At 51.2% G+C, this 19,893-nt stretch carries 13 protein-coding genes; all 13 read left to right on the top strand.

The genetic code is table 11. The annotated features are described in order from the left end of the window. Window positions 1-571 precede the first annotated feature (571 nt). The 13 genes from FCL47_RS10990 (at window position 572) to FCL47_RS10930 (ending at window position 19,878) form a co-directional block, all read left to right on the top strand. Window positions 572-1,945: a diguanylate cyclase gene (locus FCL47_RS10990; RefSeq protein WP_136813546.1), complete on the top strand. Its 1,374-nt coding sequence runs from the start codon at window positions 572-574 to the stop codon at window positions 1,943-1,945. 144 nt (window positions 1,946-2,089) lie between these two features. After that, window positions 2,090-2,668, top strand: a complete 579-nt coding sequence (locus FCL47_RS10985) for an SCO family protein (protein ID WP_136813545.1) — start codon at window positions 2,090-2,092, stop codon at window positions 2,666-2,668. Between the two features lie 44 nt (window positions 2,669-2,712). Continuing rightward, window positions 2,713-4,428, top strand: a complete 1,716-nt coding sequence (locus FCL47_RS10980; RefSeq protein WP_136813544.1) for an amino acid ABC transporter substrate-binding protein — start codon at window positions 2,713-2,715, stop codon at window positions 4,426-4,428. A gap of 7 nt (window positions 4,429-4,435) precedes the next feature. Further along, the gene (locus FCL47_RS10975) at window positions 4,436-4,738 is read left to right on the top strand and encodes a hypothetical protein (RefSeq protein WP_136813543.1); all 303 of its coding nucleotides are present in this window, start codon (window positions 4,436-4,438) and stop codon (window positions 4,736-4,738) included. Then, entirely contained in the window at window positions 4,735-5,892 is a 1,158-nt protein-coding gene (locus FCL47_RS10970; RefSeq protein ID WP_205747286.1) for an ABC transporter permease, read from the top strand. The genes FCL47_RS10975 and FCL47_RS10970 overlap by 4 nt, the downstream gene beginning before the upstream one ends. A 4-nt stretch (window positions 5,893-5,896) precedes the next feature. After that, on the top strand, window positions 5,897-6,586 hold the full coding sequence (locus tag FCL47_RS10965) for an ABC transporter ATP-binding protein (RefSeq protein ID WP_136813542.1): 690 nt from the start codon (window positions 5,897-5,899) through the stop codon (window positions 6,584-6,586). Continuing rightward, complete coding sequence (locus tag FCL47_RS10960) at window positions 6,583-7,587, top strand: hypothetical protein (RefSeq protein WP_136813541.1); 1,005 nt, start codon at window positions 6,583-6,585, stop codon at window positions 7,585-7,587. The genes FCL47_RS10965 and FCL47_RS10960 overlap by 4 nt, the downstream gene beginning before the upstream one ends. 58 nt (window positions 7,588-7,645) lie before the next feature. Continuing rightward, window positions 7,646-9,499, top strand: coding sequence for a sigma 54-interacting transcriptional regulator (locus FCL47_RS10955; protein WP_136813540.1), 1,854 nt, complete (start codon window positions 7,646-7,648; stop codon window positions 9,497-9,499). Window positions 9,500-9,768: 269 nt separating this feature from the next. Then, on the top strand, window positions 9,769-10,089 hold the full coding sequence (locus tag FCL47_RS10950; protein WP_136813539.1) for a putative quinol monooxygenase: 321 nt from the start codon (window positions 9,769-9,771) through the stop codon (window positions 10,087-10,089). A 38-nt stretch (window positions 10,090-10,127) separates the two neighbouring features. Further along, window positions 10,128-15,320, top strand: coding sequence for an SdrD B-like domain-containing protein (locus FCL47_RS10945; protein WP_136813538.1), 5,193 nt, complete (start codon window positions 10,128-10,130; stop codon window positions 15,318-15,320). Window positions 15,321-15,386: 66 nt separating this feature from the next. Further along, complete coding sequence (locus FCL47_RS10940; RefSeq protein WP_136813537.1) at window positions 15,387-16,622, top strand: multicopper oxidase domain-containing protein; 1,236 nt, start codon at window positions 15,387-15,389, stop codon at window positions 16,620-16,622. An 11-nt stretch (window positions 16,623-16,633) separates the two neighbouring features. After that, window positions 16,634-18,031: a multicopper oxidase domain-containing protein gene (locus FCL47_RS10935; protein WP_136813536.1), complete on the top strand. Its 1,398-nt coding sequence runs from the start codon at window positions 16,634-16,636 to the stop codon at window positions 18,029-18,031. A gap of 17 nt (window positions 18,032-18,048) precedes the next feature. Further along, the gene (locus tag FCL47_RS10930; protein WP_136813535.1) at window positions 18,049-19,878 is read left to right on the top strand and encodes an Ig-like domain-containing protein; all 1,830 of its coding nucleotides are present in this window, start codon (window positions 18,049-18,051) and stop codon (window positions 19,876-19,878) included. Window positions 19,879-19,893 lie beyond the last annotated feature (15 nt).

Raw genomic sequence — 19,893 nt, 5'->3', positions numbered from 1 at the left:
CTGCGTCACTGCAGAGGGAGGCAGAGCAACTCAATATAAAGGTTCTTTGCAATAAGGTTGCCAATTGAAGTTATTTCACAAAACACACCCAGGAAAAGGTATCACTTTTTTCCAATATCTGGTGTTATATGTATCCATAAGTACAGACAAATAATTAAAAACCAGCATCCGTTTTTGCTGTTGAATCACGCTGCTCGACCAGGCTTGAAGAACTGTTTTTTCCGATCAGTCTGGGCAAATTTGCGTCTTTCTTGGGCAGTATTGTCTCCTCATCAGAGCAGGATGAGAAGCGAGTCGGGTCATGTGTGTCTGATTTTTGTCTGGCGATCGGTCTGACCGGGGAGAGGAATGGTTGACTCTTCATGTCGTACGAACGGATGTGTCAAGCTGATTTAATACTCTGTTAGTATTTGTTAACTTTTGTTATGATAGGACTGAGGTTTGGTGGTTGAAAAGGGTTGAAAAATATGTAAGATAACGAGATGTTGGAATATTCTGAGCAGGGGCCGGCACAAGACAGATAAAATCGTCCCGCTGCATTGGTCGTTTATCAAACGAAAAAGAGAGTCGTATGCGCATCACCCAAAAAGTGTTTTATGATCTCGCTATCTGGATGGTGATCTTTGGCTTGTGCATCGGGACAGTTTTTCCATTCTTCGTGATACTGCTTGGGGTCCCGGCAGATATCGCTCTGAAACCTTTCTTCTTTACGGCCTGCCTCGGTGCCGGAGCACTGGCAGGGATCCTCAACTATAGTCTTGCAAGATCGATTGTCGGTAACCGTTTGAAGGTTCTGGCGAGCAGCATGAGCCAGGTTGAGCAGAACATCAATGAGATGACTTTCAGTGGCGACACGTCGAAGTGTACCCCGGAACATTGCGCGATACCTGTCGATTCCAGGGACGAGATCGGCGAAAGTGCTGTGGCATTTAATCGACTGGTTGAGTCTCTTTCCGTCTCTATACAGACGCAGGCGGCAGTGCGCTCTTTTTCACGGATGCTTACCAGCCAACTGGAAGTCGAGAGCCTGACGGAAAAAGCACTCGAGTTATTTTTTGAACATACCGGTGCGGGCGCTGGCCTGATCTTTTATCAATCTGACGGATTAATGAAGCTCGCGGCTTCGCGCGGGGTAAAGAATCCCGATCTGGTTCTTGCCGTTCCTTATGTTCAAGACGTACTGCGGACCGGTCAGAAACAGATTGTCCCGCTATCTCGCACCGTTTCGGTTGAGTGGGTTGAACCGGATTTCCAGCCGGGCGAAGTCATTGTTTTACCTGTCACCAATAAGGATGTGCTGATCGGAATGGTCATTCTTGCGACGGGGCAAAAGTTCGATGCCATCCAGCTTGGCCGGATCGATCTATTTATTCAGGGCCTGGGATTAGCCCTCAATAATGCCATGACCCATGATCGTCTGCAGCATCTGGCGACGGTTGACCCGCTCACCGGCATCTTTAACCGTCGATTCGGTATGCGCCGGCTGCAGGAGGAGTTTCGTAAGGCCGTACGCAGCAAGGCATCCTTTGGAATCCTGATTTTCGATATCGACCATTTTAAGGTGGTTAATGATACCTACGGGCATCTCGTTGGCGACCGCGCGTTGAAATCCGTCTGTGCCATAGCCAAGGATGCGCTTCGGGACAGCGATATCCTGTTCCGGTACGGTGGGGAAGAGTTTGTCGCCGTTTTACCTGCATCGACGGAACAGGATCTATGGCTCAGTGGAGAACGGCTGCGCAAGGCCATCGAGGGCACGACCATTTCGGCTGACGACAAGATAGTGTGCATCACCGTGTGCATCGGCGGAGCTGCTTTTCCTGCACAGCCGGTGGAAAACGTCGATCACTTGATCCAGCTGGCCGACGAGGCCCTGTATCTGGCCAAGAATTCGGGCCGGAATAAAGTACAGATCGCCCGGAAGACGGCAGGTGCTGCACTGTGAAGTTGTAAATCCCCGATAGGTATCGACAAAGATATAAAAAATCTTAATTTTTAAAGAATCGACAGAAGATAATGAATATTTCAGTCGAACCTTGAAAATAATTCTCACCATGTTATTTATCATAAACTCTATTGGTTACATGATATGAAGAACATAAATCTGTTGCTGAAAATTGTTGTGTGGATGATTGCGTGCCTCTTTCTCTTTGTTCAAGGCGTAGCGGCGGCAGAGGGAAAACCATACAAGAGGACCCTGGAAACATATGTCGTCCCGGATGTGACCTTACTCAATCAGGATGGTCAGGAGGTACAGCTTAAAAATTACTTCGATACCGATAAGCCGATCATCCTCGATTTTATCTACTGCACGTGCACGACGATATGTCCCGTTCTCTCGGTGAGTTTTGGTTATTTCCAGAAAAAACTGGGGAAAGACCTCGATAAGGTCAGACTGGTATCGATCTCCATCGACCCGGATAACGATACCCCCGAGCTTATGAAGGAGCATCTGCAAAAATATGGTGCGCAGCCGGGCTGGGATGCGTTTACCGGAAAACGCGGCGATATCGTTCAGGTCCTCAAAGCGTTTGACACCTATGTGGCAAACAAGATGAACCATTATCCTTTGACGCTGCTGCGTGGACCCGGCCAGAAGGAGTGGGTGCGGATCTATGGCATGCTGAGTGCCTCCGATCTGATAGCCGAATACGAGCATCTCCAGTAGATGTTGGTCAAATTACTTTTTTGATCCCAAGGGAATATTTTTCCATGAACGTGAGATATATCGGTATTTTTCTGGTGCTTTTCTGTCTGTCGCTGCAGTCGCTGGGAGCAGCGGAACTCATTGAGGGGTATTCCCGTGCGGAAGCTTTACGACTCGGGGAGAGGATGTACCGGACAGGAGTTCTGCCTTCCGGGGAACCCATCAAGGCACTGGTCATGGGCGACATTCCCTTTGACGGGCGGATGTTTACCTGTGATGACTGTCACCAGAGAAGTGGTCTGGGCTCCAAGGAAGGCACGGTTATCACCTGGCCAACCAACGGCAAGGAGCTGTTTGCTCCGCGCCATCGAACCGGCGCCTACAAACCGCCTCCAGCAGGCGATAAAAAAGTTTCTGGTCGTGGGGAACTGCCTGAATATTGGCAGATGAAGGAGGTGCGGCCCGCGTATACGGACAAGTCTCTGGCTCGGGTACTGAGGGTAGGCGTCGATCCGGCCGGCCGTCAGCTTGACCCGATCATGCCGAAGTTTCGCCTGAACCAAAGCGATATGCGCATCTTGATATTCTATCTGAAAAACCTTTCCGTGACGCTGTCGCCCGGAGTGGATGCGACCACCCTGCAATTTGCCACTGTGATCACCGACGATGTCGCAGAAGTCGATAAAACAGCCATGCTGTCGGTGCTCCAGGCCCATATCGATGCCCATAACTCGCAGAGCAGACAGGAGAGCAAACGAGCTGCCTCAGGCCCATTCTATAAAAGCGAAAGGCATCAGGCGTACCGGAAGCTGAAGCTTCACGTCTGGGTATTGCACGGGCCGGAAGAGACCTGGCGCGATCAGCTGGAAGGCTATTATAAACAGCAGCCTGTTTTTGCGCTTCTGGGCGGGATTACCGGAGGCAGCTGGGAGAAGATGCATACCTTCAGCGAGGAGCATAAAATTCCCTGCATTTTTCCCATTACCGATTTACCGGTCCTCTCGGATACCGATTGGTACACCCTGTATTTTTCCAAGGGACTTTACCAGGAAGGGGAAAGTGTTGCCAAATATATCCGGGCCGGCAACAAGGATGTCAATAACCTCCCCATCGTGCAGATCTTTCAGCCGGACAATAAGCGCAGCAGCGCGCTCGCTCAAGGTTTTGAGCAGGCCTGGAAGAAAATGGGCAATCCCGCGGTAAAAAATATTATGATTCAGGGGGATGCTTCTCTCTCAGACAAACAATGGACCGATCTTTTGGCGGGTCCCGACCCCGTCGTTGTCCTTGTCTGGCTCGATGGTTCGCACCAGGATGTCTTTGCAAACCTTCCTCAACATGGTGATCGGGTGAAGATGATGTTTGCTTCGGCAACCTTGCTGAAAAATGATTACTCGGTTATTCCCGATTCGTTAAAAAACAGTTTCCTGCTGAGCTATCCGTATACCCTGCAAGATAAAAACAATACGACCCGGCTCTCGGTGGAGCGGTGGCTGAAAGTCAGGAATATTCCTGACAGCAATTTCACCATTCAGGCGAAGATGTATTTCCTTGGCTGGATGCTTCCCGGCTCCATAAAGAATATGCGGAGTGAATTTTTCCGGGATTATTTTCTGGAGGGATATGACATGATGATCGACCAGGATTACGCGATTGCCGTCTATCCCCGCCTCACTTTCGGCCCGGGGCAGCGCTATGCCTCGAAAGGGTGTTATATTGCCAGGCTGACCGAAGGAGCCGCAGCGCATCTGGTTCCCGTCAGTGACTGGGTCACGCATTGATGTGGGCATGAAAAGAGGCAAGTCTTTTATAGCGCTGACTGTCGTTCTGGGTCTGATACTCCTTGCCCTTTTTTTTCATGGGTGCACCGCACAACTGTCAGACAGGGACGCCTTTTTGCCGGCCAGGCAGGCATTGGTCAGCAGACTTGGCTTGACTGATCCTGCGCTCTGGACGGAGGCCAGATATACGCGGCATCCTTCGCAAACGGATTTCTTCTCTGCTTTTCAGGATTTCCCGGGGTCGCCCGATCATTTTCCATCCGGTTCGATAATTGCGCCCAGCCATGCTGCATCGGGAGAAAGAGAGTGACCAAGCATCTGAAAATTATCGACTATGCCGTTTCTTCCCTGCTCCGGAGAAAATTTAAAAACGGCGCAATCATGGCGGCGTATATCGGCACGGTGGCGGCGCTTGCCTCGGTGTTATTTCTGACGCGCTCTCTGCAAACAGAGACAACCGCACTTCTGCAGGGAGTTCCTGACCTTATTGTCCAGCGGACTCTGGGCGGCCGCCACGAGCTTATCCCTGTCGACTATAAAGCAGGCATGGCCGGGATTCTCGGCATCGGCACCATTACCCCTCGATACTGGGGCTATTATTACGATGCCCTCACAAAGGCCAACTATACCCTGATAGGTTCGGGCGGCGAAACTGCTCCCCTGACAATGCTTGAAGGCCGTTTGCCGCAAACCCCTGATGAATGTGCCGTCGGTGCCGGCGTTGCCGCCCTCAGGCATTCTGGTCGTTCCGGGCAGCTCATTCTCGTTGACAGCAGAAATACCGGGGTGTTGTTTGAAGTGAGCGGTCTTTTTACGTCCGAATCCGACCTGCTCACCAACGACCTGGTCGTCCTCACCGATCGGAGCCTGATCGATTTTTTCGGTTATCCGCCCGGCCTGGCCACCGATTTTGCGGTGAGTGTGCCCAACAGCAGCGAAGTCCAGACGGTGGCCGCCAAGATAAAAAAGCTCTTCCCCGATACCCGGCCGATTACCAAAAGAGAGCTGGTCAGGACCTATGATATGGTCTTCAACTGGCGCAGCGGCATGATGTTGACGGTCTTCAGTGCCGCCGTCATCGCCCTGTGCATCATGGCCTGGGACAAGGCGACCGGGATCAGTGCCGAAGAAAAACAGGAGATCGGTATCCTTAAGGCCATCGGCTGGGATACCTCCGACATCCTCGCCCTGAAATTCTGGGAAGGACTGATTATCTCCCTGACCTCCTTTCTCACCGGGGTGATTGTCGCCTATATGCATGTCTTTTTCTTTAACGCCAGTCTTCTCGCCGCAGTCCTCAAGGGATGGTCGGTACTTTTCCCCGCTTTTCATCTCACGCCGAGTTTCAACTCTTTTCACCTGTTGATCATGGCTTTTCTCACCATTATTCCGTATATCGCCAGTACGGTGATACCAACCTGGAAAACAGCAATCACCGATCCGGATTCCGTGATGAGGGGGTAATGGCGTGGCGCTTATAGAGGTTGATAATGTCGTTAAGATTTATAATCCGGGACTGGCCGATGAACTGACCGCGGTCCATGCGGCATCGCTGTCAATTGAAGCCGGCGAGGTGGCTGTTCTGACCGGACCGAGCGGATCCGGAAAGACATCACTGCTCAGTCTTATCGGCTGTATGGCCCGACCCACCTCAGGCAGGATTCTGGTCGACGGCAAGGATGTGGTGAAACTGCCTGAACGGTTTCTCACCAACATCCGGCGGCAGGCCTTTGGCTTTATCTTTCAGCAGTTCCATCTGATCAGGGAATTGACCGTCCTGGAAAATGTGCTGTTGCCCCTCTTTCCCCTGGCGCTCGGCACGCGGACAATGAATGAAAGGGCTTTGTCGATACTTGAGAGGCTGAAAATCGACAATAAAAAACATCTGCAGGTAAAAAAACTGTCCGGCGGTGAACAGCAACGGGTTGCCATTGCCCGGGCCCTGATCAATAAACCGAGGATCATTATTGCCGATGAACCGACTGCACATCTCGACAGAAAGCTGGCCCAGGAGTTTATCGATACCCTTGACCAGCTGAACCACGAAGGCAAGACCATCATAATTGCCACCCACGATCCCTTTGTCCACGACAACCCGCTCGTCACCAGGTCGATTGTCATGCGTGACGGCCAGATTGAGAGGATTGATACGAAGTGATTCTGCATCCGGGAGTCCTTGCCCTCATTACTGGTTCGGCTATCACCCTGCTGATGCTCTGCTATGCTGCGATCAACGGAGCAATGATTTTCTTCGCCTGGAATTATAACAGCAGTTCTGCCTCCCAGCTGGCATTGGAACGCAAGACGTATCTGATATCCACCCTTGTCAATTATGGGCTGGGGTTTCAGATAATTGCCTTTGTTTTATTTATTTTCACCATGGATGACATCCACCGTTTGTTTGTCGGGGCCATGTGTGCCACCGGCTCGCTCAATGCCAATCCGGTAGGCTGGTATGCATTACTGTCCAAAATCATCGTTTTCTTTCTGTCGGGCTTCTGGATCGCCCTGAATTATATTGATCAACAAGCGGAGCAATACCCGCTTGTACGTCTCAAATACGCGTTGCTCGGTGGCATAGTACCCTGTATTGGTATCGATTTTACTCTGCAGCTCACGTATTTTCTCGGGCTTGAACCGGATATCATTACCTCCTGCTGCGGTTCGCTCTTTGGCAGTGGTGGCGAGAGCACGGCAAGCAGCCTTGCCGCACTGCCAGTTTTTCCGGCAATGGTGGCATTTTACAGCTTAAGTATTATCTTGATCAGTGTAATGGTCTTGAACCTGGCGTTTCAAGCTGGCGTGTTTCGGTATCTTCTTGCCCTGTTTTCTGCTCTTTTCTTTGTTCTGGCCATTGTTTCTATGATATCTTTTATCTCAGTATATATTTATGAACTGCCCACGCATCACTGTCCGTTCGATATCCTGCAGCAGGAGTATAATTTTGTTGGGTATCCACTCTACCTGACCCTTTTCGGCGGGGTATACTTTGGAATGCTGCCGGGCCTTTTTCAGCCATTGAAAAATACTGCCGGGCTTGCAGAGATCGTGGCTGGGGTTGAAAAAAAATGGGTACAATGTAGTATGATCAGTTGTCTGTGTTTTATTGCATTTGTCACCTATGCAATCTGTTTGAGTAAGCTGACGTATTTCCTTTGATCGGCAGCAGAAAGGCAATCAGGAGCCGCAATGGGAGAAATTATCTTAGGTCATAGATATGGCGGAAAATGACAATCAGACTGTCCTGGAAAACTTTGTCTCGGCATTGAAATTCGAGGTGGAGTATCTCCACCTCGAGATTTCTCAGTTCAGGCAGATTTTTGCTTCAATTTCCGACGGCGTAATATGTATTGATGGTGAGCAGCGGATCATCATGGTCAATCCGGCCATGGAAAACCTTTTTGGCTACATGGAAGAAGAATTTCTGGGTCAAAAAGCGGAATTTCTTTATAGCTGCAGTAAGGATTACCAGCAACTGGAACAGGCAGCATTCAAGTGGAACACTGGAGAAAAATCCGGTGCAGTTGAAGCCCGTTTTCGCCGAAAAGATGGGGGGATTTTCACAGCCGAAACCAATGACAGTATATTTACTCATGATAACGGGAGGTTGATCTGCTATATCAGGTTTTTTCGCGATATGACCAGGCAAAAAGAATTGGAGAATTGCCTGCTTCGAGAACAATGCAAATTTCGTATCCTGGCTGATTTTGCATATAACCTCGAATCCTGGACCCGGCCGGACGGAAGTTTTCTCTATATATCTCCCTCCTGTCATAGAATTACCGGGTATCATGCCAATGAGTTCATGGAAAACCCTTCTCTGCTCAAGGATATAATTTTTCCGGAAGATAAAGAAAAATTTGCTGAGCACCTGCACGACGGAGAGGAGAAAATCGATTTACGCGAGCTGCAATTCCGCATCGTCCGGCGTGATGGAAAAGTTCGCTGGATTGCCCATACCTGTCAGGCCGTTACCGGTGATGAGGGTGAGTTTCTCGGCTATCGGTCGAGCAATCAGGATATTACCCGGCAAAAAGAATATGAAAACAGATTACGGCATACTCTTTCAGAAGTTGCCAGCTGTAAAGTACAACTCGAGGCGGAAAGTGCCTACCTGCAGGAAGAAATAAAACTGTCTTTCAACTATGACAATATCATCGGCAGCAGTAATGCCCTCCAGTATGTCCTTTTTAAGATAGAACAGATTGCCGCGACGGATACGACCGTTCTTCTGCTCGGGGAAACAGGAACCGGCAAAGAACTTTTTGCCAGGGCGATTCATAACACCAGCCTGCGTAAAGGCCGGCCAATGATCAAGATCAACTGTGCCGCCTTGCCCGCCAATCTCATCGAAAGTGAGCTGTTCGGCCATGAGAAGGGGGCTTTTACCAGTGCGTATACCAGACAGCTTGGCCGTTTCGAGCTTGCCGATAAGGCGACTATCTTTCTCGACGAGATAGGTGAACTGCCACTGGAACTGCAGGCAAAACTTTTACGGGTGTTGCAGGAAGGGGAATTTGTGCGGCTCGGCAGTGCGCGAACAACGAAGGTAGATGTCCGTATTATTGCCGCTACCAATCGTGACCTGGAGGATGACGTGAATAAAGGTTTGTTTCGGAGAGACCTCTGGTACAGATTGAATGTTTTTCCGATAACCGCGCCGCCCTTGAGAGATCGAATCGACGATATCCCCCAGCTCACGACCTTCTTTTTTGAACGTTTTACCAAAAAACTCAAGAAACCGATCGGTACCATTCCATTTAACGTCATGCAGCAATTGAAAAACTATAGCTGGCCCGGTAACGTCCGGGAACTGGAGAATGTTATTGAGCGGGCGGTGATCAGCAGCACAGGCTCCAAGCTCAGCCTGGCTGACAAACTGGAACAATCCCTCGAGAAATCGACAACAGACTTTCTGACCCTGGAGGAAATGGAGCGATCCTACATCCTCAAGGTGTTGGAAGAAGCTGACTGGAAGGTCAGCGGCAAAAACAGCGCTTCGGAGATCCTGGGTTTGCAGCGGAGCACCCTGCGAGCCAAGATGGTAAAACATAACCTACGCAAGCCTTAAATCCTCCTTTCCTCCCCCGTACCTCCTCTTTCTCGCTACATTCACACCTTCATCAGTTGGTCAAATAGGTGGCCAAATATAGCCGGGTGGCCATATTTGGCCACCTATTTGCCATCTTAAACCTATTGCTGCACTCGCTGTTGTCTTCATTATTTTCCCGTAGACCCTGACATAGTGTGAAAAGTACGACAAAGTGGCATTTCTGGTATGGTTATTGATAATCCATATCATAAACAGGTCGGTTGTAGTTTGAAAACTATGAGGTCCGGATGATAGTTACCACCATTAAAATACACGGGTTGTCTCGAAAAAGACGAGAGATAATCCAGACTATCAAAGGGTTGGCCGATCAGGTGGTGAAAGATGAGGGTTGTACCAGTGCAGATTTCTATCAGGATATGGAGAATAAGGATATTTTTTATCTTCTGGAGGAATGGAAAACAATTGAAGATCTTGAAAGATATCTAAACTCGAGGTCGCTGGCCGTTCTGCTGGGGCTCGACAACCTATTGGCTGAGCGCCTGGAGATCAAGCACGCAGTCAAGTGCACAGCAGGAAATAATATGTTGCAGGGTGGGGAGTGTGTGTAACCCGAACCACTGGAAGTCAAAATAGAGGAGGGGGTATTATGAAAATGCCGAATGCACCGAATGTACAATGCGTACCGAATCAATCGATATATGAAGGCCTCTTGGCTGTGCTTATCAGTTTCAGCCTTGTGGTATGTCTTGTCAATACTGCTCAAGCAATGAATCTTGTTTTACGTGACTCGAGCGGCAGCGTAATCAATACTCCCTACCGCTGGCTGGTAGAGGAGGATAAAACGTACCATGTCCAGCTGAATAGCGATGGCACTGTACGGACGGAGCCAAATCAGGCGGGTATTAACGGACCGGCAATTGATCCGAACTGGCGGGTGGGTGATCCGAATCGTAACACCCTGTCGGTCAGTTTTCACCGGAGTTATATGCCGGTAGTTGCCAAAGGGGACCAGAGTAATATTGGTGCTCTTGGCAATGCGACCCCGCTTGATCCCAATAAAAATTATTTCATATCAGTACTGCCCGGTTCTTCTACCATAGAGCCCGGATATACCATCGGCGGTGCACAGTTCAAAGGTAATCCAGCCGGTGAGGTGACTGTCTATGTCACCAGTCTGCCGATCCCTACGGCCCAGATAAGCATATTTGTCCATGAGGATATTGCCCCGATAAATAATGTCTGGGACCAGGGCGAAAATGGACTCGCGGGCTTCTCTATCATCCTGGAGGATGCCGGCGGTAAGTACGGTGCTTCAGCCGGAACCCAGAGCAAGGACGTGTATGGCAATGATCTGTGTACCTCCTATCAGGAAAATGCTGATGGCAGCTACGTCCTGGATAGTGATGGTAACCCGGTTATAGCTGGTCCTGGCGGCTGTGCAACAGGACCGGATGGTCGTGTTGTCATCAAGAATCTGGCCCCCGGTAAATATGGTGTCCAGGCTGTTCCACCGAACACTAATGACTGGGTGCAGACGTCCACCATTGAAGGAACAAAGATTATCGATGCCTGGGTAAAGGCTAACGAACCGCCTTTCTTTGCTGAATTCGGGCCTCCGGGACCCCATACGGAATTTGGTTTTGTCCCTGCCGGCCCAGCGAAGGTGTATAAGAGAACAGATGTGCTGACGGGCGGATCAACCATCAGTGGTCAGGTGGTCAATCTCCATCTTTCCCGCCCGCCGGACACAGTCTTTTATAGCGGTGGGCCTTTCCCGCATACAACCCCATGGATTGGTTTGAATGCCATGTCAGGTGGGGTGCTCGGTGACGGTTTATATGCAGCCCGCACCGATAATGGTAATTTCAGTATAGCCGGTGTGCCTCCCGGACAGTATCAACTGGTCGTTTGGGATGATGCTCTGGACATTGTCTTTGCCAAAAATACCATCAATATTGCGGCTGATGGCAGCTGCAATGGCATTGCTGATTGTAATCTCGGCGATGTTCCGGTTTTTCAATGGTTCAATCGCATGGAGCATCATGTATTTAACGATGTCAACCAGAACGGGGTCAGGGATGCAAATGAGGTCGGGATTCCTGAGCAAACCGTTAACTTACGCTTTCGTGATGGTACCATTTATCAAACATTTCCAACCGATACTGAAGGTTTTGTACCCTTTGATCAGAATTTTCCTTTTTTCTCATGGTTTATCGCTGAAGTCGATTTCGCCAGGTTTAAGGCGACCGGTGCAACAGTTACCGTTGATGACGGTGGCCCGATACCTTTCGGGACCGACTTGTCATTCGGCGATCAGCTGAACCCACAGGTGCAGGATAATCCGTTTGATCCTGACGGCAATGTATATGGCGATCTTTTCACCCGATCCGAAGTTGGCCCGGTGCTCACCCAGGGTTTTCAAGGATTTCTTGGCCAGACCAATGTGGTCGAGTGGGGTAAAACCCTTTATGGTTTCGGGGAAAACGGTGGAATCTCTGGGGTGGTGATGTACGCAGTTACCCGTGCTGAAGACAATCCCGAACTGGCCGCCGCTGAACCATGGGAACCTGGTATCCCCAATGTTACGGTCAATTTGTACGATGCTAATGATCCGAATTATCCCAACGCCCCACCAATTGCCACAACCACAACCGACAGCTGGGATGACAACCTGCCGACAAACTGCCAGTACGGAGTGAATGCCGGCAGCACAACGGATGATCCTTATGTGTTCCGTGGTGTCCCGACAGACTGTTATGATGGTATGCGCAACTGGAACCAGGTACGACCTGGAGTGTTTGACGGCGGGTATGCCTTTGGCCCAACGTTCAGCATTCAGGATGACTTCGGTGGTGTTCAGCCGACCTGGATAAATGTACCGGATTTTGCAAATAACCCTGATGTCGGTTATATGCGACCTGGTAAATATGTCGTTGAAGTCGTGCCACCACAAGGGTACGAAGTGATCCGTTCGCAGGACCGCAACGTTGATTTTGGTAACACCTATGTTCCAGCTCCCCAATTGTTACCGCCGAAATGTGTAAACTTTGCGGATGTTGATGGAGATAGTCAGCCAGGATATACGGTTCCGGCGAACCTGACCCTTTTTCCAGGGGTCGCTGCACCACTTGCCGGACAGCAGTTGCCACTTTGCGATCGCAAGGAAATACTCTTGTCCGGTACGCAGAACGCCGCGGTTGATTTTTCCCTCTTTACCGAGGTGCCTATCTCCGGTCACATCATTGGCTTTATGCTCGATGATACCGCCAATGAATATGACCCGGCCTCACCCCAGTTTGGTGAGAAGTATGCACCTCCCTTCCTGCCGGTATCTATCCGCGACTGGACTGGCCGGGAAATCGGGCGGACCGTGTCGGATGAGTATGGGGTCTATAATGCTTTAGTCCCTTCTACCTTTACAGCGAACCTTCCCCAGCCAAGCGGAATGTCGCCAAACATGCTGACCACCTGTATGAACGCAAAACTCAGGGGGGACGGGAGTGTTGATCCGCAGCATAATCCGCAGTACAGCCAGTTCTGTTACACATTCCAGTATATGCCTGGTTCTACCACCTATCTGGATACACCGGTATTACCGGTGGCAGCTTTTGCCGGACCCGATCAGAACCCTCTGGACTGTGAGATTGAAGACTTTACACCGCGCATCAAAAGCGTCAGTGTGTCGACCAATGGTGTTGGTGGCGGGCCGTATATTCCTGCCAGCAATAGCGGGGTCGTGAGTGGCAACCATACCATTCTGATCACCTCCATGGGGAATCGTGTACAAGTGCCGAATCCTGCCTATGACGGGGTTGGCGGAACTGAACCGAAGACCATAACCAGGAACTATAATTTTGGAGGCAACAACTCCAATAATAAAGTGACCATCGGTGGCATAGAGATAGCTGCCACTAACATAAATTGGTCACCAACCTTAATCGCGGTAACCATCCCCAATGGTTTTAACTTTGGCAGCAGGGGTGGCAAACAGTTGTTAGTTACCCGAGGCAGCCGGGGAGGCAATGAAACCGTTACCGGTGTGACGGTACAGGTGGGTCTGCGAAACCGTGCTGGTATCCAGACCGTTGCCAACGGCGAATCAATCCAGGAGGCTATTAATAATGCCGAGCCTAATGATCTGATTCTGGTCGCACCGGGAACCTACGATGAGATGGTGATCATGTGGAAACCGGTCCAGCTTCAGGGTTGGGGTGAAGGTTCCACCTTTATCAATGCAGTCAAGACTCCGGCGGAGAAGCTGGTTGCCTGGAGAACCCTGGCGGAACAACTCGTCAGTGATGGCAGTGTTGATCTCATCGATGGCCAGGGACTTGGTTTTGGCGGCATCGAACCGACTACTTTTTTCAGTGAAGAAGGAGCCGGGGTCTTTGTACTGGCAAAAGCGACTGGAGCGAACAGGTTTAGCCTCGGTCGAAACAGGGAAGCCCGGATTGATGGCTTCAATATCTCCGGTGCCGATACCGGTGGCGGGGTAGTCGTCAACGGGTTTGCCGATTATCTTGAGATCTCCAACCTGAAAATCGTCAATAACAGTGCTACCTATGCTGGTGGGATCCGGGTTGGCCATCCTCTGGTCGCCCTTAACGAAGAGTATACAGACGCACAGAACAACTATATCAACATTCACCATAACGCTGTCGTGCAAAACGGCGGCCTTGATGTAGCCGGCGGCGGGATAGCGCTCCACACCGGTTCTGATTCCTATGCGGTAACCAGTAACTATGTCTGTGGCAACTTTACCACAGCCGATGGTGCCGGTATTGCCCATTACGGGCTCAGCGACAGAAACAACAGGAACAGTTCGTATCCGCTTATTGCTGATAACCGGATTACCTTCAATGAAAACTTTAACCAGGGAGCGCCCACCAACGGTGGTGGTATTCTGGTTGCAGGAGCGGCTCCTCTGGTCAACGGTACCCTGTCTCCCGGAGCTGGTAACGTACAGATTCTGCGTAACCTGATTCAAGGGAACTCGGCTGGTGCCGGCGACGGTGGTGGTATTCAGCTCAGTCGTGTAAATGGCCAGGACGTTAACGTCAGACCAAATGGCAATGTCCGTAATTTCAATTACCGGGTTGATGTCATTAATAATATTATCGTCAATAACGTTGCAGCCCTGTCGGGTGGCGGTATTTCCATCCAGGACACTCTGGGAGCGAATATCCTGTACAACACCATCGCCCACAATGATAATACCTCAACAAGCGGTGCCGCCTTCAGTCCCGGCATCCCAAGTCAATCCAACCCGCAGCCGGGAGCAGGTATCGCCTCGCATCGCCATATCGACCTGGTTGCTAATCCGGGCTACTCAGAGCCTTCTCTCAGTAACAACATTGTTTATCAGAACCGTATGTTCTACTGGTTGCTGGATAGTACCGACCTGGACAATGTGCGCACCGGGCTCTGTCCCGATATCGCTGGTGCCGTTGGCTTGAATTGTACCAACGCACCAGGGCCTGATCCTATCTTCAGTGATCTGGCTGTAATTGGCGCTGCAGGTTCTCTTACCTGTACTGACTGTATTGATTCCAACGGCGGCGATCCTTTGTTTGTTGCCGGTACCTTCAACGGAAATCGGGAGACAACCACGTTTCTCCCGGAAGTCAATACTGCCATTGCTGCTCCTCCGGCTTTGGATGAAGGAGGCAACTTTATTCGCCTGCGCTATGGACCTCTGACCCAGACCCGCGACTATCATATCCAGCTGGGTTCTGCAGCCCTGGATAAGGGAACAAACAGCTTTATATCTGATGACTTTGATCTTGAGTCGCGCCCATGGGGCGGCAGCGCAGATATTGGTGCTGATGAATTCCATTAAATCCGATAACCAAACTATTCCCTCCGGGCGGGTTCTCCTGCCCGGAGCAACGGCATAGGTGAAAATATGAAAACGACAAAGAAATACAGTATCCCGCTTCTGGCCGGTCTGTTTTGTCTCTCTGGGGCAGCAGTGGCCAATGCCGGAGTGGACGTGAAATGTCCGACTGACACAAATGGCAACGCCATCAGCACCGATCCGGCTGTACAGTGCATGCATCTATCCGCCGGAGATGGGTACGCAACGATGGCTGATGGATCAATCAAATATATCTTCGGTTTTGCCGATCTAACAGGATTGCCCACCGCCTCGCAGGCAGAAAAAGATCAGGCAGTTGCAAAAGGCGTACTCTCTCAGAACTGGCCGGCGCCTACGATTGTACTGGACGAGAATACGGAGTTTTACCTCAGCCTGACCAACGTAGGTATGATGATTCGGCCCGATTTGTTCGACCCGCACACGGTCCACTTCCATGGGTATCCCGAATCGTCAACGGTGTTCGACGGCCTGCCGGAAAGCGGTATTGCTATTAATATGGGGTCAACTCTCACGTATTATTATAAACTGAACGATCCGGGTACGTATATGTACCACTGTCATGTCGAGGCTACTGAACATATGCAGATGGGCATGCTCGGCAGTCTCTATGTCAAACCTGCCCAAAACGGCACGTCAATATCCTATAACGGCAGGACCTACACCCAGTTCGCCTATAATGACGTCGACGGATCCACTGGCTACGATGTGGAATACCCGATTCAGCTGGGATCTTTTGACGGTGCTTTTCATGATTCCAGTGAGACGGTGCAACCGTTGCCTTTTGCGCTTATGCGGGATAACTATCCGATGATAAACGGTCGGGGGTATCCGGACACTGCAGATGGGCGGACGAATACGTTCCCCCCCACCGACGGCAGTTCAGCAAACCCCACCAATAACCCTGACAACCCAAGGCTGCAAACCTCTCAGCCGGTCAGCTCTTTGATTCAGGCGGCTCCGAATCAAAGAATATTGCTGCGGATCTCCAATCTGGCAATCACCCGCTACTATACCCTGCAAAGTTCGGGGATCAAAATGGAAGTGGTGGGCAGGGATGCCAAGCTGCTGCGGGCTCCCAATGGGGCAGATCTCTATTATAAAACCAATTCGGTCACCCTCGGAGGCGGTGAATCAGTGGATGTGATCCTCGACACCGCTGGTGTGGCTCCCGGTACTTATGTCCTCTATACCAGCAACCTGAACTACCTCAATAATGATCAGGAGGAGTACGGTGGTATGATGACGGAAATCGTTATTAATTAAGGAGTGACGCCATGAAAATATCTGAATACAGACCTCTCAATATGGTTGCTGTTTTCGCGGCCGTACTTCTGCTCTTTTCTTCGGGTGGTGTACAGGCGGCGATAGACGGCCTCAGCGGAAATAATTTTAACCTGACGGTCAAAGCCGATTATGTCAGCACGGCGGACGGCGGTTCCATGCTTCTCTGGGGCTATGCCAATGTCGATGGCAATGGCCGTGCGCAGTATCCCGGCCCGACCCTGATTGTCAACCAGGGGCAGACGGTAAACATTTTCCTCAAAAACGATCTGTTTGTTACCGGTGGTGCAGTTCCTCCAGTATCTATGGTTTTTCCGGGGCATGCAGCAACCGCAACCTGCGTGACATCAGGCGGCGGTGGTTTAGATCCATGTGTACAAGGTGACCTGACACTTGAAGCAGAGAACGATGGTGATGTGGTGCGGTATACCTTTGTCGCCGGGAAACCCGGAACCTATACCTACCACAGCGGTACCAATCCGGGCCTGCAGATGGAGATGGGTTTGACCGGGGCGATCATTGTTCGTCCGACCGGGTTTAACGCCGCTTCTCCACAAGCGTACGGACACCCTGATACCGCCTATACCTATGAACAGCTCTTCTTTTTGACCGAGATGGATCCCAATATTCACCAGGCCGTTGAGTTCTATGGCCCAAACCATTCCAGCATTCAACCGATGCTTGACAACTATTTCTCCAATTACTGGTTTATCAACGGTCGGACGGCACCGGACGATCTGGCTGCCCCGAATGTTTTCTGGCTCCCGACCCAGCCCTATAACTCAGTACCGCGCATGCACCCCGGTGATACTCTGCTGATGCGGGTTGTCGGGGGGGGACGGGAAATGCACCCCTTCCATCATCATGGCAACCATGCCAGGGTTATCGCCCGGGACGGCAGGATGCTTGAAAGCACGCCTGGAGCAGGGCCTGACATCAGTACCGAGGGTTTTACCATTACTGCGACACCAGGGAAAACGGTAGATGCCCTTTTCACCTGGACCGGTGAAGGATTGAACTGGGATATTTATGGCGGAACCGATGTCAATATGCCGCATACCTGTAACGGCAAGGAAGTTGGTCAGGCGCAGGATCCCGGGGCTCCGAAGTATGATCCTGTAACGCATGAATACTGTGCGGATCACGGCAAACCTTTCCCGGTGGTACTGCCGGGTAACCAGGAACTGGCCTTTGGCGGCTGGTGGGGCGGCAGCCCGTATCTTGGCTCCCTGGGTACTCTGCCTCCCGGTGAAGGCGGCCTTAACCCCAATGGTGGTTTCAGCTTCATGTGGCATTCCCACACGGAAAAAGAGCTCACCAACTGGGACATCTTTCCCGGTGGTATGCTGACGATGATGATCATTGAAGCATACAATGTACCGATTGAATAATAACAGGGGGTTAAGATATGAACTATAAAAAAACTATATCAAAATTGGGGACCTCGGTGGTGATGGCAACGACACTCACCTTGATGGCCTCTCCACTCTTTGCCCGAGTTGATCTTGTCGCCATTCCGGGAACATGGACTCCACCGGGAGGCAGCACGATTAATATGTGGGGCTTTGCCAGAGATACCGGGCAGGCCTGCGGTTCCCCGTCGCAATGGACAGTCGGGCCAGAACTGAAGGCTGTCGACCTGCAGGCTAACGGTAATTTGAGAATCCGGCTGCGTAACTGTCTCAGCGAACCAGTCTCTATTATCATTCCAGGCCAAAAAGCCATCCCGGTCCTCGGTGTTGCGCCGCAGCCGGCGCGAAATGGCGCCCGGATTACTTCTTTTACAGCGCCAACCCCCCCCGGCGGGATTGTTGATTACCTCTGGCAGAATGTAGGTGCAAGTCCGGGGACCTACCTCTATATGAGCGGAAGCCACCCGGCCCTGCAGGTGCATATGGGACTCTATGGCGCCTTAAAAATAGGTGATTATGCCAATACCGGTGCCGACGTGACCCTGCTGTACAGTGAAATTGATCCGGTACTGCACAGTACTGCTACGGCTGCGACCCCGCTCACCTACAAACCCAGATATTATCTGGTTAACGGACAGCAGGAGGTAACTATTCCTGCCGGCAACACAAGTCAGCCAACGGTTCTGAGTTTTCTCAACGCAGGACTCGATTTCCATGTGCCGACCTTCAGTGGTGGAGACTACATGCGTTTGGAAGCTGAAGACGGCAATGCCTACCCGTTTGCCAAGGAGCAGTATTCGGTGAGTCTGCAGGCGGGTAAAACCGTCGAGGCTTTCTGGCAGCCAACCGCTGACGGCGAGCATGTTCTCTATGACCGGCGCGGTAACGGCATGATTGCAAGATTGACTGTTGGCACCGGTGCCGGTGGTGGCCCAGTTGCTGCAAATGATTTGTATAATACCGCCATTGAGGACACCCCGTTTGCAGTTCCTGTAGCAGCAGGGGTACTGTTAAACGACACGGGCCTGCCAACGCCTGCGCAGGTCGAGCTGGTAACCGGTACTTCTGCGGGGACACTCAGTTGCCCGGCCGGTGGTTTTCTCTGTGCCGACGGCTCATTTAATTACACTCCGAATCCAAATTTCAACGGTAACGACAGCTTCACTTACAAAACAGTGGCGGTTGGCACTACTCCAAGCAGCAACATTGCCACGGTGACCATCACTGTCAATCCTGTGAATGATGCACCGTCGGCTGTTGATGATGCCTACGATGCGGTTGCCGGAGTACCTCTTGTTGTCGCAGCACCGGGAGTACTGGCCAACGATCAGGATGTAGACGGAGATAGCTTGAGCGTGACGGCAGGTGGGATCGTCAGTCCGAATGGATCGATCAATATTGCCAATCCTGTCACCGGCACCTACCCCTACGAGGTTTGCGACAATGGCACCCCGGTGCTGTGTGCAGGTGCCAATGTAGTTATTACAGCGGCAAACGACAATCCGGTTGCGGTGGATGATGTCGCCTATGTGCGCAGGAACAGTGTCCCTTCGGCAACAGGAGTTGGCGTCAGAAACACCTTCAGCCTGACTGCAAATGATACCGATGCCAATGGTATCAACGCGACAACCGTCGCTCTCAGCGGCACCACTCGTGGTGGTACGGTAATCAATAATTTTGATGGAACCGTCTCATACACTCCACCAAGGAACTGGCGTGGAGTGGACACCTTTACCTATACGGTGAACGATACAGTTGGTGCGATATCCAATACGGCAACTGTTCGCGTCAATGTAGTGAGAGCCAGGGACCTGCCTCCCTTATAGGCAGGCTAGTGGAGG

Origin of the sequence: Desulfopila sp. IMCC35006 (genome assembly GCF_005116645.1) — a bacterium.
Taxonomy (GTDB): Bacteria; Desulfobacterota; Desulfobulbia; order Desulfobulbales; family Desulfocapsaceae; genus Desulforhopalus_A.
Note: the sequence above shows the minus strand (reverse complement) of the source record. Positions and strands in the feature narration are given on the sequence as shown.

What these genes read in the sequence shown, in the direction of transcription:
- FCL47_RS10990 (WP_136813546.1), top strand. Translation starts at nt 572, where the DNA reads ATGCGCATCACCCAAAAAGTGTTTTATGATCTCGCTATCTGGATGGTG.
- FCL47_RS10985 (WP_136813545.1), top strand. Translation starts at nt 2,090, where the DNA reads ATGAAGAACATAAATCTGTTGCTGAAAATTGTTGTGTGGATGATTGCG.
- FCL47_RS10980 (WP_136813544.1), top strand. Translation starts at nt 2,713, where the DNA reads ATGAACGTGAGATATATCGGTATTTTTCTGGTGCTTTTCTGTCTGTCG.
- FCL47_RS10975 (WP_136813543.1), top strand. Translation starts at nt 4,436, where the DNA reads ATGAAAAGAGGCAAGTCTTTTATAGCGCTGACTGTCGTTCTGGGTCTG.
- FCL47_RS10955 (WP_136813540.1), top strand. Translation starts at nt 7,646, where the DNA reads ATGGCGGAAAATGACAATCAGACTGTCCTGGAAAACTTTGTCTCGGCA.
- FCL47_RS10950 (WP_136813539.1), top strand. Translation starts at nt 9,769, where the DNA reads ATGATAGTTACCACCATTAAAATACACGGGTTGTCTCGAAAAAGACGA.
- FCL47_RS10945 (WP_136813538.1), top strand. Translation starts at nt 10,128, where the DNA reads ATGAAAATGCCGAATGCACCGAATGTACAATGCGTACCGAATCAATCG.
- FCL47_RS10940 (WP_136813537.1), top strand. Translation starts at nt 15,387, where the DNA reads ATGAAAACGACAAAGAAATACAGTATCCCGCTTCTGGCCGGTCTGTTT.
- FCL47_RS10935 (WP_136813536.1), top strand. Translation starts at nt 16,634, where the DNA reads ATGAAAATATCTGAATACAGACCTCTCAATATGGTTGCTGTTTTCGCG.
- FCL47_RS10930 (WP_136813535.1), top strand. Translation starts at nt 18,049, where the DNA reads ATGAACTATAAAAAAACTATATCAAAATTGGGGACCTCGGTGGTGATG.